Below are 13292 nucleotides of genomic sequence, written 5' to 3' on the forward strand. Positions count from 1 at the left end.
TTCAATTTGTAAAATCCAGCTTATCTATTGCAACGGATACTTCCGGACAACTCATAAATAAGTCCCATAACATTGCTGAGCGGTAATTTTCAATCATTACTATAATTGGCCCTTCATCTATTGCCAGGTCTGAGGTTCCATACCATCCATCCGTTGAATTAAACGCATCGTAAAAGCCATATGGCCCCCACAATTTATCACCTAATGTATAGTAAAAGAACTTAAGCGCATCCATTGAGTACTGAGGTGTGTATGGAATGGAAGAAATTGCAGCAGTGGGTGAAATAGTTCCGTTATCATTGGTAGGTGAATGCGCATCATATCCATCTGGGTCATCACTCGCAGTTAATCCCCAATCCTGATAACTGTATCCTACATAATTAAGAGGATTATCGATACAATAACCACGATTGATTTGGGTGTGATTCACGTTTTGCATCCAATAATCTGCATACTGGTCTTTCAGATTTCGGGGGTCAAAACCCAGGAAGGAGTAATGTGCAAAAAATAATGGTCCGCCATATGACTCTCCAAGCGGTAAGGTGAAGCCATAATAACTTCTTCCATTAATTATTCCTCCATTTCGCGCCCAGCCATTTGTGTACACCGCTTTATCAATAGTATGTGTGGGGGAAGCGGCCGCAAGGATATAAGTTATCAAAGCTTCATCATAACCTCCGATCTGTACATTTAAAATCCAGCCTTTATCCGGTGACCAATGCCAGTACAGTACATTCTGACCACCTTGTGTATACCAATCCCATTCCACGGTATTCCACAGAGCATTGATTTTTGTTATTAAACCGTTTTCCTGTGTATTAAACGGATCCAGGAATTGGCGGACGGTGAGCAAACCCTGCATCAGGTAGGCGGTTTCCACCAGATCACCGCCATTGTCGTTTGGGCTGAACGGAATCACTTTACCCGTGGTTCCATCCATCCAATGTGGAAATGCTCCATGAAAACGATCAGCAACGGTTAGAAAATTTACGATTTTTTCAAGCCTGTCGATGCCTTCCTGGCGGGTAATAAAATTTCGATTTATACCAACAAGGATTGCCATCACTCCAAATCCGGAACCGCCAATGGTTACCAGGTTACCTGAGTTTTCCCGTTCCCGTGCAAGACCACTTACCGGGTGAGCAAAATCCCAGAAATAGGTAAATGTTTGTTCCTGAATTTTGGTCAGCAGGTCGTCATCACTTAAAAGAGGAAATTTAGGTGTTGAATCAATGGAGGTATAAAATTCCTTTGAATATCCGGCAAAACTAAATTGATCCGTACCTTTTAACTGATTTGAAAAATATAAGGTGTATTTATCAAAATGAACTAAAAGGGAAGAGGAAGTAATAATTAAGGTTTTATTACTGTCGATAAAAGAGAAGGTTAAAGGAGCATTTTGCCCGGCTTTAAATAAAGAGACAGTAGATGGGGAGATGGACGAAGGATCAATGGAGTGATTAAATTGTACGACTGCTGAAAAACTGCGGTTTACATCAGTAACCCTGCCGGAGGTAAACAGGTTCTTACCAGAAACGATTATGGACAAAATTTTAAGTGTTCCGGAAACAGTGGTAAAGGAAACGGTGCTGCCTGTGAAAGCCCCGCCATTTGCACCTTTAAGCGTTTCCCTAATTTCAAGTGTATAGAATGTACTATTTATAAGATTGCCGGAGGGCATTATAGAGATCGTTTTATTTTCATTCAAAAATGAAAATTGTAGCGGAATGTTGTTTCCACCGTATGATAAGGATATTGAAGATGCAGCAGAAGCAGTATCGATAGCTTGATTAAATGAGACTGTTAAAGGTTGATCAGTCGGAACATTTACATTAGAGGAATCTGAGGTTAAATTTAAATTTGTGATACCTGCCTGAATAACAGAAACCTGAAGAGTATTTCCACTTTCTACAGGGGTATCTTTCTTACAGGAAATAAAGACGATAAAAAACAGGATAACAGGGATATAAAGTTTCACTCTCACTACTATTGTTGTTAGATTAAAATTCAAAAAACTTTTTATGTTAAACATTTAAATTAGTGCTTAATCACAGTGCCATAATTCTTTATTGATATTCTGACGATTAAAGTTCAATAATCTGCAAACAAAAAACCCCGGTAAGAACCAGGGTTAACAAATATCTTATTTATTAAATTAATTGGACCAGGGGGCTTGTCCTTCAATTGTTAATCCCATAGAGCGTGCTGTTCCCGCCACCATTTTCATTGCACTTTCAATTTCAAAACAATTCAGGTCACTCATTTTCTCTTCAGCAATTTTTTTCACCTGTTCCCAATTCACGCTGCCTACCTTATTTCTGTTAGGAACGGAGCTGCCCTTATCCTTTTTGGATATTTCCAGTAATGAAACTGCAACCGGAGTTTGCTTAATTATAAATTCAAAAGATTTATCCTTAAACACAGTAATGATAACAGGTAAAGTTTTTCCAATTTTATCCTGTGTTTGGGCATTGAACCGCTTACAGAATTCCATAATGTTTACCCCTTTAGCACCAAGTGCGGGTCCTATTGGTGGAGCAGGATTAGCTTGTCCACCCTTCACCTGAAGCTTAACGTAGGTTTCTATTTCCTTTGCCATAGTATTGAGAATATTAATTTATGAATGATATTATAATTAAACCAATGTTCAAATATTGATTTTACCATCATTGCTTTTCTACCTGAGCATATGCCAGTTCAACCGGCGTTTTTCTACCAAAAATTTTGACAGTAACTTTTAATTTTTTCTTTTCTTCATTCACTTCCTCTACTAATCCTAAAAAGTCGTTAAAAGGACCATCTGTAATCTTGACGGTTTCTCCTATTAAGAAAGGTTCATTAATTGTCTCCCCTACTTCTGCCATTTCATCAACCTTACCAAGAATACGGTTCACCTCAGATTTGCGAAGAGGCTGCGGCTTTTGCCCTCCTAAAAAATTGATAACCCCGGAGATATTTTTAATTGCAGAAAACATGTCGCCATTCATTTTTGTCTCTTCTGCTTCTACTAATATATAGCCCGGATAGAATGTACGTTCCTTAATTACCTTTTTGCCATTCTTAATTTTATATATCTTTTCCATCGGAACCAGCACTTGTGTAATAACTTCGTTCCATCCACTGCGATTTACTTCATTTTCAATATATTCCTTAATCTTCCGCTCTTTGCCACTAATGACGCGCATCACAAACCACTTCTTTTCATCGGTCATGATCATAAATATTTATTGGAATAAGTGATAGTAGGTGGACATTGCCAGGTCAGAAGCCTTATCCATACAAAATACAATGAGTGCAAGGATCATTGCAGCTACCGTTACAACGATAGTGCTGCTTTGTAAATCTTCCCATGATGGCCACGAAACTTTATTCATGAGCTCATTGTAGGTTTCATTAAAAAATAATTTTACTCTTTCCATATTGAAGTTAATTTCAATCCTATTTGATTAAAATGTCTAACCCATTTAATTTACAACAGCACGGGTGGAGAGACTCGAACTCCCAGCCAACGGTTTTGGAGACCGCTACTCTACCAATTGAGCTACACCCGTGTATGGCCTGGAAAGAATCAGCAGCAATACTATATCTTTCCTTTGCTATCCGCTGAAATTTTGTTACTTGACAATTTCCGTTACCTGTCCTGCTCCTACAGTACGTCCGCCTTCACGAATAGCGAAGCGTAAACCCTTTTCCATTGCAACCGGCATGATCAGCTTCACGGTCATAGCAATATTATCGCCCGGCATTACCATTTCCACTCCATCGGGTAATTTTACTTCACCGGTCACGTCAGTTGTACGCAGATAAAACTGTGGTCGATAATTATTAAAAAAAGGTGTATGACGTCCTCCTTCTTCCTTAGATAAAACATACACTTCACATTTAAATTCAGTGTGAGGTGTAATAGAACCTGGCGCGCAAACTACCATACCACGGCGAATATCATCTTTTTCCACGCCACGAAGTAAAAGTCCTACGTTATCACCAGCTTCCCCTTCATCCAGAATTTTACGGAACATTTCAACTCCTGTTACCGTAGATTTTAAGGACTGATCCTGTAAGCCAATGATTTCTACTGCATCTCCCGTATGGATCATTCCTCTCTCAATACGGCCTGTGGCTACTGTTCCCCGGCCAGTTATGGAAAATACGTCTTCAACAGGCATGAGGAAAGGTTTATCCTTAGCCCGCACCGGAACAGGAATTTCCTTATCAACAGCATCCATCAAATCCTGAACTGATTTCATGCCAGCAGGATCGTTATTTAAGGCTAACAAAGCAGATCCCCGAATCACGGCTGCAGTATCTCCGTCAAATTGATAGAAACTTAATAATTCACGTATTTCCATTTCAACAAGGTCAAGCAATTCAGGATCATCAACCAAATCCACCTTATTCATGAATACCACTACTTTAGGAACACCTACCTGTCGGGCAAGAAGAATATGTTCCCTTGTTTGAGGCATAGGACCATCTGTAGCAGCTACCACAAGTATGGCTCCGTCCATTTGTGCCGCGCCTGTTACCATATTCTTAATATAATCAGCATGGCCAGGGCAATCGACGTGAGCATAGTGACGCTTGATGGTTTGGTACTCTACGTGAGCTGTATTAATGGTAATACCTCTCTCCTTCTCCTCCGGAGCATTGTCAATAGAGTCGTATGATTTTACCTCTGCGAGGCCCTGTTTTGATAGTACATATGTGATGCCAGATGTCAAAGTAGTCTTACCGTGATCAACGTGACCAATAGTACCAATATTTACATGCGGTTTGGTACGTTCAAATTTTTCTTTAGCCATAGCTTGAATGATTAATAAAGTTAAAGTATGTTAAAACGATTATTTTAAAGTTAGAAAAGTAATAGTTACTGTTAATTATTAGATAAGAATCACTAAAAATAATAATGGTGCCTTTATAGGGCGACAAAACTTAAATTTGGAGCCAATGACCAGGATCGAACTGGTGACCTCATCCTTACCAAGGATGTGCTCTACCAACTGAGCTACATCGGCAATTGTAATGCTGCGACCACTGGAACTTTACCGAGACTACAGAGCGGGAGACGAGACTCGAACCCGCGACCCTCAGCTTGGAAGGCTGATGCTCTACCAACTGAGCTACTCCCGCTTATAACCTTAAATCAAAGAACTTTTACTTCATGTTTGGTGGGGAGAGGAGGATTCGAACCTCCGAAGTCATAAGACAACAGATTTACAGTCTGCCCCGTTTGGCCACTCTGGAATCTCCCCTGAATTTTCAGTTTAAGTTTATAATCAACAGCAGTCTTTTAAATACCCCGTATTTGCTGACTGTCGATCATCATCTTAATCTGAGCCGATGGAGGGATTCGAACCCCCGACCCACTGATTACAAATCAGTAGCTCTGGCCAGCTGAGCTACATCGGCAAAACCAGAGAAATTGAACATAAAAAATGTATCAGGAAACAATTTCAGCTGTTCCATACAGCACACCACATCCCTTCCGAAAAAGGTGCGCAAATATACATGAAAATACGAAACGAGGTAACCCTCTCTACTAATTCTCAACTTTCTGTTTATGTTTTGTTGAAGCACATTACCACTTATATTTTATAGGCACGCAAGTAACTGTATTATGCTTTGGGATGTGACTTTTTGTAGATAGCTTTTAGTTTTTCAATAGTATTATGCGTATAAACCTGTGTTGCAGCTAAACTTGAATGGCCAAGGAGTTCTTTAATAGCATTTAGTTCCGCGCCATTATTTAAAAGATGTGTCGCAAATGTATGCCGCAGCACGTGTGGACTTTTTTTGCTTACTGTTGTATTTGTTTTTAATAAAGTGCTTACTATGTAATAAACCTTTTTATCGCTCATTTTTTTACCATCATCAGAAACAATGAATGCTTCATAATGCGATGCCTGGAAATGGTTATTACGCTCGGATAGGTAATGCTCAATATGTATTTTTAAAACTTCATTAAATGGAATTATACGCTCTTTGTTTCCTTTACCCAGCACCTTGATTTGCTTACTGTAAAGATCCAAAGATTCATCTCTAAGGTTAATTAATTCTGAGCGCCGGATTCCTGTCAAATAAAATAACTGGAGGATCATCTTATTACGCAGTCCTTTGAATCCTTCACCGAAAGTGCCATGCTGCCATAATGTTTCCATCTGGTTACTATTAATAAAAACCGGCAGTCGTTTACCCACCTTGGGAGCGATCACCCTGGAAGTTGGGTCCTGTTCAATTCCTTTATTTTCCAGATGAAATTTGAAAAACGTTTTTAGGGTAGAAAGCTTCCGGTTAATGCTTCGCGGGCCGATCCCTTCTTCTATAAGATTTACAAGCCAGGAACGAATGTGCGTATGGGTTGCCTGAAAAGAATTTTCTAATTCATACGTTTGTCTGAGAAATTTGGAGAACTGAATAAGGTCGTTCTCATAGGCTATTATGGTGTGGTTGGAATAGCGCTTTTCGTACTTAAGGAATTGAATAAAATTGCGGATATCCATTTTTTCCTTATCGTAAATAAGCATAGATCCGAAAAAGCAGGTAATATCTTAACCTTCGAGGCTGCGAATCATCTCATCACGGTATACCGCACGAAGAACTTCGCCTCTACGACGTACGGAGGGTTTGACAAAAGATTGCCGCGCCCTTAATTGCTTAAGTGTACCAGCTTTTTCAAATTTCTTTTTGTACTTTTTTAAAGCTTTATCTAACGATTCGCTTTCGCGGGTGTCTATTATAAGCATACCAGAATTAAATTTTTTTTGCAAAGATAAACAATGGAAAGTAAGGCACAATAACTAAATTACTGATGATGGATTTACTCTGCAGGAAGTACTATCAACATTAATGAGATTCAGAATTTCTTGTTTCAGAATACACTTTTTGAATAGTGTTCACCATTTGCTCCCATGAGAATTTAGACTTTTCTTCAATAATATTTCTGCTAAACACCTGTTCTCTGCCTTGTTCATAAAAATCTATTATTGCTTTTGATATTTCTGAAGCATCCGGTTTTATTACGTAACCTACCTTCCCATCAGGCACTAATTCCGGCAAGCCCCCAACATTAGTTACAATCATTGGCTTATTGAACTGATATGCAATTTGAGTAACACCGCTCTGGGTAGCGTGGCGGTACGGCTGAACTACCAAATCCACTGCAGAAAAGTAATTTTTAACCTCATTATCAGGAATAAAATTAGTTCTCAAAATTACATGCTGTTGTAAATGAAGCCGTTCAATTAAATCGAGGTAGTATTTTTCAGCTTCATAAAATTCACCTGCAACAATAAGTTTTACAGGTAACTTTCTGAGCCGTTCATTTGCCATTGCATGTAACAATAAGTCAAGTCCTTTATACCTGCGGATAAAACCAAAAAAAAGCAGATAGTTAAAGGTGGGCTGCAGTGACAAGTTGTTTTTGGCTGCTTCCTTATTGATCGCTTCACCAAAATTATCATAAAGCGGATGAGGATTAAAAACAGCTGGCTTTACATTAGTGAAATTTCTTAAATCCTTTAATACAGACTGTGACATTGCAATGAATCCATCAGAAGCCCGGATATAATAATTAGTCAATAGCTTATCGCCGGCTCGCTTTTCATGGGGGAGCACATTATCCAGAATAGTGATCACTTTCGTATGATGATTATTTTTTACAACACGGGCAATAGAACCAAAGCAGGGAGCCATGAATGGCAACCAATACTTTATCAATAAAATATCCGGCCTTTTGTTTCGAATTTTAATCCCTGCAGATATCCAGTTTAAGGGATTAATGGAATTAACCTGTTGAGCAATTTTTATATCCAGTGGAGGAATTTCAGAAGAATACTGACTTTTTCCAGGAAATAAAAAAGAGGGATATTGAACAAGAAAGGTAAATATTTCGGTTTCATGGCCTAAAGCTTGAAATGCCCGGGCTAGGCGCTCGTTATAATTTGCCAATCCTCCCCTGAATGGATACGCAGTACCGAGGATCAGTATTTTTAGTTTTTGATTGAGTAGGGATGGTTGGTTTTGGTATGCCATTAACCAATCCGCTTTTCAACCTGGTATGAGTTTCTATCATTTGAATTTCTTGAAATCATTTCTGCCAGAAATCCTGCTACAAATAATTGAACCCCTATGATCATTGCGACCAATCCTAAATAGAACAGTGGCCTATCCGTCATTTTATAGACCTTAAAGAAAAATTTAGAGAAGGCGAGATAGATGGATATTACAAACCCCATAAAGAAAGAGATAAGCCCCAGCGATCCGAATAAGTGCATTGGACGCTTTCCAAATCTTGAAACAAAACTGATAGAAAGCAAATCGAGAAAGCCGGTAATAAACCTCTCCCAGCCAAATTTTGTATTACCATATTTTCTAGGATAATGCTCTACTACTTTTTCAGAGATTCTGATGAAACCTGCCCACTTTGCAATCACAGGAATGTATCGATGCATTTCACCATACACTTCAATATTTTTTACTACTTCCCTTTTATAGGCTTTCAAACCACAGTTGAAATCATGCAACTTAATTCCGCTGATGTTACTGGTTATCTGGTTAAATAATTTCGAAGGCCATCTTTTGCTAATAGGGTCACGTCTTTTCTTTTTCCATCCGGAAATAAGATCGTAATTATCAACAGCAATTCTATTATACAGCTCGGGAATTTCATCCGGACTGTCCTGTAAATCTGCATCCATAGTAATCACTACATCACCTTCTGCTACTTTAAAACCCTCGTTTAAGGCTGCGGATTTACCGTAATTCCTTCTGAATTTAATCCCCTTTATATTTAAATCTTCCGATACAAGCTTTTGAATAATATTCCACGAGCCATCCTTGCTACCATCGTCAATAAAAATGATTTCATAGGTCAGCCGATTGGCCTGCATTACTTTTCGTATCCATAAGGCAAGCTCCTGCAAAGAGTCCTGCTCATTAAAAAGCGGAACTACAACAGAAATCTGCATGGATGAACGGTTAGGTGGTTATCCATTTGTTACCACATCATCTTTGGGGGGTTCCATAAGGAATGGCCTGTTTTTCTTGATTATTGCGGATACAATTAAAGCTAATATGGTTCCGGCAATTAATAGTCCTGCAAAGCTCCAAACGGACATCCACACCGGCGTCATAAATTTTTTACTGATGTCCATAGCCATTTTAATTTGGTCTTCCGACATGCCTTTATCAAGCAATTTGCCTTCTGTCATTTTTTTTATCTGATCAATCATATCTGTGCCTATATATGAAATCATAATAAAGGATAGAACGGAAGCAGTGACAGCAGTGATCAATGAAAATAAAAATCCTGTTTTAAATGCTTCTCCAAAGGAAATAAAGCCGCCCTGTTCTTTTCGCATTTCAAGCATAGCCATTACCATGCCCAGCAAGAGCAGGATGTATGGAACCCAGCCAAGGGTGGGATTTAAATACGCTTTGGTCATATAAGTGATCATAGAAAAAACAAACATGGTAATTGCAGAAATAAGAGCCCATTTAAAAGCAGTACCAAAAGCAGATTTGTTCGATTGCATTTATTGAATTTTTAAAAACTGACCATGGTTAAAAATAGCTACAGCTTTTCCTAAAAGCTGTTTCCCGATAAAAGGTGTGTTGAATGACTTGGATAAGTTGTTCTCACTGTTAAGGTTCCATTCAGAATTAATATCAAAGATAGTTAAATTAGCATGTGAATCCTTTCGTAGAACAGGAGATGGAAGGCCGAGAATATCACGCGGTACTGTGGAGATTTTACTTATAATATCTTTAATATCTAATAGGTCTTTTAAGGCCATATATGCCAGGGCAAAACATGTTTGCAGGTTTATAATGCCAGCAGTAGCATATTCATATTCCAATTTTTTTCTTTCCTCATTTTGTGGTTCATGTGCCGAGCAAATTACATCAATGGTGCCGTCCTTTAACCCTTCTTTTAATGCTGCAATATCTTCTAATGACCTTAGTGGAGGAAAGATTTTCATATTGCCATCATATTCATTTAAAAATGAATCATCCAGGATCAGGTGTATAGGATTTACACCTGCAGTTACGGGTATATTTTTCTTTTTTGCCTCCCGAATACGATTGACGGCTTCTTTAGTTGAGATACAACTAAAATGTAATCTTGAGCCGGTATACTCAGCAAGTTCAATATCACGTACTACCATTAAATCCTCAGCAAGGTGTGGTATACCGCTCATACCGAGGTTCACACTCACAGCACCCTCATTCATCATACCTCCGGGAGCTATGGTCTCATCGTGAGGGAAGCTTATAATTACGCAACCGATCTTTTTTATATAAAGCAGCCCGCGCATCATGAGCCCTGCTACAGCAATCGGGTGCTGAGCATCGGAAAAGGCAACTGCTCCGGCTTTCGCCATATCATAAATTTCCGCCAGTTCTTTTCCTTCACATTTTTTGGTTACTGCTCCAATCGGAAAAACATCAACAATATTTCCTCGCGATTTATTGAGGACATACTCCACCTGCGATTTTGAGTCAATTACCGGAAAGGTGTCCGGCAATACCGCTACTCCCGTAAAACCCCCTGCAGCAGCAGCCCTGGAACCGCTGGTCAGATCCTCTTTATATTCATACCCGGGATCACAAAAATGCGCATACATATCAAACCATCCTGGTGATACATAAAGATTTTCAGCATTAAAAGTTTCTGTATTTAAAGGAATATCAATGTGATCTTCAATAGAGAAAATTGAATCTTCAATTATTAAGATGTCTTTTATTTGAAGATGAAATTCAGAGCGGGGATCTACAATAGTGGCAGAACGTATGAGCAAAGACATCTATTTCCAGAATTTGAGCAGCAAAATCTCTAATGCTATAAAGATCAAAACAAAAATAATTGAAACTTTCCAAAGGGGTAGTCCCAAATGCTGACCCTGAATAACTTCCTGAAGATTGCGTTTTGAATTCTCAAGAATTTTAATGCCCAAAGAAGCCCCGGATTTTTTTAAATCGTCAAGCGATAAAAATTTCAAATCCGATTCTTTACGGTCGTAGTTCAATGCATACTGAGCCTTGATTGTTCCGGCTTGATCCTGCAAAGCATAAAAGCCTGAGTGTTTAATATCATTCCCAAAAAGGAGTGTAATTGCATTATTTATCAGGCGTTGTTGCGGAATAAACTCGTCTTCATTACTCTTTAAATGCAATACGTGATCAGAGGTTGTAAAAGCACTATTTACTGTTATCTCGCTGTTTTTTCCAATAATATATGAATTCGGGGTAAAAAATTCTTTAGATACAGCCATTTTATAAAGCATCGGCGCAAAGAGAGGATTTAACGGAAGATCCGTATTCTTCTTATCGAGGGGAACAGCAAACAGGTAAAGAGTACCATTTCCAAAATGGTATTTGGAAACAAAAGATGTCCCGTCGCTGAATTTTAATAGTTGGCTGGCATTTGTAGCGGTATAATTCGTAAGCGTAAAACTTGCATTTGCCTCAGGTAAAAAAAGATTTTCAGGTATTTGCTGAAAGATGTCCGCAAATAACTGATCCTGAGTATTTATTCTATTAACTGTTTTTTTCCGGATTGTAAAATCCTTCAGCTGATCAGCATTTACGGACTGAAGAAACTGATTGTATGAATTCATACTGATACCTTCATCTGGAAAAACAATGAGGTTTCCACTGCCCGCAATAAACTTTTTTAATTCTGCAGAAAGTCCTGTTGAAAGTTCTTTTATCCCGTTCAGGATAATTAACTGCTGCCCCGGAAGGTCTGCATAATTAATCTGATTTAACCGGGAGCTTTCTGTCTGAAAAAAACTATTTTTTTCAAAGAATGCATTGAGGTAAGGATTATTACCTGATTCGTTTATGACCAGTACTTTTAAATGCTCTGCAACCTGGTAACTGAAATAGTAAGCATCATCAAAGGTAATGGGATGATCTACAATCGAAAGCTCCCCCTGATTCCAGCCATTATCCGTAATGGTATACAGGAGCGTATCAATAATGGATGTATTTAAATTTGCCGAAAAATTACTGATCGCTTTTATTTCATTGTTAATTTTTAAAGTCAACCGTCCATTGTCAATGTTATGGTTAGAATTGTTAGTGATTTGAACAAATAATAAAGAAGGTTGTCCTTTTATCTGAACAGGAGATTGCAGCCAGCAAGTGTCTATGTAGACATTTTCATTTTCCGCAGTACTTATTGGAACCAGGCTGACCTGGAGGGAGGTATCCTGTTTTAAATTAGAGATGTCGGAAAAGTTCTTCTGATAGTCCGACAAAACATACAGCAGCTTCGCCGGGCTATTAGATTTATACAATGCAACTTTCTGACGCGCAATAATTTCTGAAAGATATTTTGTGTCGGGTGAAAGATGTATTTCTTTAATCAGGTTATACATCTCATTTTTATCAACCAATCGCTGATGGCGGCCTTCAAAATCTTCTGTCAGGAGCTGAAACTGATCATCCTGGCTGTATGCATCAACAATTTGCTTCGCTTTCAACTTTGCCTGCTCCAGAAGAGGAACATCGCTGGCAAGCTGACCCATGCTGAAGGAATTATCAATAAAAATGCTAATGGCTTTCCTTCCAACTGCCTGGCTGATAGTTCTGTTTTTAATGTAAGGCTGAGCAAATGCAAATATTAAAAACACAATTGCCAGGATTCTGCAGAGTAACACCAACAGGTGCTTTAACCTTGATCTTGCATCTGTTTTTTCTTTAACATCCCGTAAAAACCTTACATTAGTAAAATAAATTGTTTTATATCTTCTAAAATTAAAAAGATGGATTATAATGGGAATGGCAATTGCAGAAAAGGCAAATAAGATAGTAGGATAAAGGAAGGACATTTATATTATCAGCAGGCGAATTGTTATCGCTTTAATTGGCGCGAAAGTAACGAAGAATAAACAGATTGATTGCAATGTAAAAGCGCCGCGCAATTCAACAATGATAGCAGAGGATAATTTTTTATTTTTTCCATTTACATTTGCAGCTTAGTTCATTTTTTCAATTCGGGGTGTGGCGCAGTTGGCTAGCGTACCAGCATGGGGTGCTGGGGGCCGGTGGTTCGAGTCCACTCACCCCGACTTGATTTTCTTCGTTTCCATTTTGAAAAGCCGGAAGGATTTTATATTGGTTCTACTACAGACCTGCGTAAAAGACTTGCTTTTTATAATGCCGGATAACAACGGTCAAGGAAGCACCGTTTTCATTTGATCGTTTATATTTTGAAGAATGTGCTGACCGAATGCCGGGCCAGAAAAGAAAAAAGCAAACTATAAAGGTGGTGATTCTTAATCCGT

At 38.6% G+C, this 13292-nt stretch carries 12 protein-coding genes and 6 tRNA genes; 1 reads left to right on the forward strand and 17 read right to left on the reverse strand.

The features are described 5' to 3' along the window. Position 1 precedes the first annotated feature (1 nt). The 17 genes from H0W62_09595 to H0W62_09675 all read right to left on the reverse strand — a co-directional run bounded on the left by H0W62_09595 (position 2) and on the right by H0W62_09675 (position 12836). Positions 2–2032: an Ig-like domain-containing protein gene (locus H0W62_09595; GenBank protein MBA3648789.1), complete on the reverse strand. Its 2031-nt coding sequence runs from the start codon at positions 2030–2032 to the stop codon at positions 2–4. Positions 2033–2155: 123 nt separating this feature from the next. Then, complete coding sequence (gene rplK / locus H0W62_09600) at positions 2156–2599, reverse strand: 50S ribosomal protein L11 (GenBank protein ID MBA3648790.1); 444 nt, start codon at positions 2597–2599, stop codon at positions 2156–2158. A 67-nt stretch (positions 2600–2666) separates the two neighbouring features. Next, positions 2667–3212 carry a transcription termination/antitermination factor NusG gene (gene nusG / locus H0W62_09605; GenBank protein ID MBA3648791.1) on the reverse strand — a complete coding sequence of 182 codons (546 nt, stop codon included), beginning with the start codon at positions 3210–3212 and terminating at the stop codon, positions 2667–2669. Positions 3213–3224: 12 nt separating this feature from the next. Next, complete coding sequence (gene secE / locus H0W62_09610) at positions 3225–3419, reverse strand: preprotein translocase subunit SecE (GenBank protein MBA3648792.1); 195 nt, start codon at positions 3417–3419, stop codon at positions 3225–3227. 59 nt (positions 3420–3478) lie between these two features. After that, positions 3479–3551, reverse strand: a tRNA-Trp gene (locus tag H0W62_09615). Between the two features lie 63 nt (positions 3552–3614). Continuing rightward, on the reverse strand, positions 3615–4802 hold the full coding sequence (gene tuf / locus H0W62_09620; protein MBA3648793.1) for an elongation factor Tu: 1188 nt from the start codon (positions 4800–4802) through the stop codon (positions 3615–3617). Between the two features lie 137 nt (positions 4803–4939). Continuing rightward, positions 4940–5015 (reverse strand) — tRNA-Thr (locus H0W62_09625). Positions 5016–5057: 42 nt separating this feature from the next. After that, positions 5058–5130, reverse strand: a tRNA-Gly gene (locus tag H0W62_09630). Between the two features lie 36 nt (positions 5131–5166). Then, positions 5167–5252: transfer RNA gene (locus H0W62_09635), tRNA-Tyr, on the reverse strand. An 83-nt stretch (positions 5253–5335) separates the two neighbouring features. Further along, a tRNA-Thr gene (locus H0W62_09640) sits at positions 5336–5409 on the reverse strand. Positions 5410–5615: 206 nt separating this feature from the next. Continuing rightward, positions 5616–6500 (reverse strand): tyrosine-type recombinase/integrase, encoded by an 885-nt coding sequence (locus H0W62_09645; protein ID MBA3648794.1) that lies wholly within the window; start codon positions 6498–6500, stop codon positions 5616–5618. Positions 6501–6548: 48 nt separating this feature from the next. Continuing rightward, a complete protein-coding gene (locus tag H0W62_09650; GenBank protein ID MBA3648795.1) occupies positions 6549–6743 on the reverse strand; it encodes a 30S ribosomal protein S21 in 195 nt (64 codons plus the stop codon). Between the two features lie 100 nt (positions 6744–6843). Continuing rightward, complete coding sequence (locus H0W62_09655) at positions 6844–8031, reverse strand: glycosyltransferase (GenBank protein MBA3648796.1); 1188 nt, start codon at positions 8029–8031, stop codon at positions 6844–6846. Next, positions 8031–8966, reverse strand: a complete 936-nt coding sequence (locus tag H0W62_09660; GenBank protein MBA3648797.1) for a glycosyltransferase family 2 protein — start codon at positions 8964–8966, stop codon at positions 8031–8033. The genes H0W62_09655 and H0W62_09660 overlap by 1 nt, the downstream gene beginning before the upstream one ends. An 18-nt stretch (positions 8967–8984) precedes the next feature. After that, positions 8985–9533, reverse strand: coding sequence for a DUF4199 domain-containing protein (locus H0W62_09665; GenBank protein ID MBA3648798.1), 549 nt, complete (start codon positions 9531–9533; stop codon positions 8985–8987). Next, entirely contained in the window at positions 9534–10805 is a 1272-nt protein-coding gene (locus H0W62_09670) for a dihydroorotase (GenBank protein ID MBA3648799.1), read from the reverse strand. After that, complete coding sequence (locus H0W62_09675) at positions 10806–12836, reverse strand: BatA domain-containing protein (protein MBA3648800.1); 2031 nt, start codon at positions 12834–12836, stop codon at positions 10806–10808. A gap of 166 nt (positions 12837–13002) precedes the next feature. Here H0W62_09675 and H0W62_09680 point away from each other — a divergent pair. Next, positions 13003–13076, forward strand: a tRNA-Pro gene (locus H0W62_09680). Positions 13077–13292: the final 216 nt, after the last annotated feature.

Source organism: Chitinophagales bacterium (assembly GCA_013816805.1).
Lineage (GTDB): Bacteria > Bacteroidota > Bacteroidia > Chitinophagales > UBA10324 > MGR-bin340.

Excerpts from the sequence above, each read along its gene's own strand:
- H0W62_09595 (MBA3648789.1), bottom strand. The coding sequence starts at position 2,032 with ATGTTTAACATAAAAAGTTTTTTGAATTTTAATCTAACAACAATAGTA.
- rplK (MBA3648790.1), bottom strand. The coding sequence starts at position 2,599 with ATGGCAAAGGAAATAGAAACCTACGTTAAGCTTCAGGTGAAGGGTGGA.
- nusG (MBA3648791.1), bottom strand. The coding sequence starts at position 3,212 with ATGACCGATGAAAAGAAGTGGTTTGTGATGCGCGTCATTAGTGGCAAA.
- secE (MBA3648792.1), bottom strand. The coding sequence starts at position 3,419 with ATGGAAAGAGTAAAATTATTTTTTAATGAAACCTACAATGAGCTCATG.
- tuf (MBA3648793.1), bottom strand. The coding sequence starts at position 4,802 with ATGGCTAAAGAAAAATTTGAACGTACCAAACCGCATGTAAATATTGGT.
- H0W62_09645 (MBA3648794.1), bottom strand. The coding sequence starts at position 6,500 with ATGGATATCCGCAATTTTATTCAATTCCTTAAGTACGAAAAGCGCTAT.
- H0W62_09650 (MBA3648795.1), bottom strand. The coding sequence starts at position 6,743 with ATGCTTATAATAGACACCCGCGAAAGCGAATCGTTAGATAAAGCTTTA.
- H0W62_09655 (MBA3648796.1), bottom strand. The coding sequence starts at position 8,031 with ATGGCATACCAAAACCAACCATCCCTACTCAATCAAAAACTAAAAATA.
- H0W62_09660 (MBA3648797.1), bottom strand. The coding sequence starts at position 8,966 with ATGCAGATTTCTGTTGTAGTTCCGCTTTTTAATGAGCAGGACTCTTTG.
- H0W62_09665 (MBA3648798.1), bottom strand. The coding sequence starts at position 9,533 with ATGCAATCGAACAAATCTGCTTTTGGTACTGCTTTTAAATGGGCTCTT.
- H0W62_09670 (MBA3648799.1), bottom strand. The coding sequence starts at position 10,805 with ATGTCTTTGCTCATACGTTCTGCCACTATTGTAGATCCCCGCTCTGAA.
- H0W62_09675 (MBA3648800.1), bottom strand. The coding sequence starts at position 12,836 with ATGTCCTTCCTTTATCCTACTATCTTATTTGCCTTTTCTGCAATTGCC.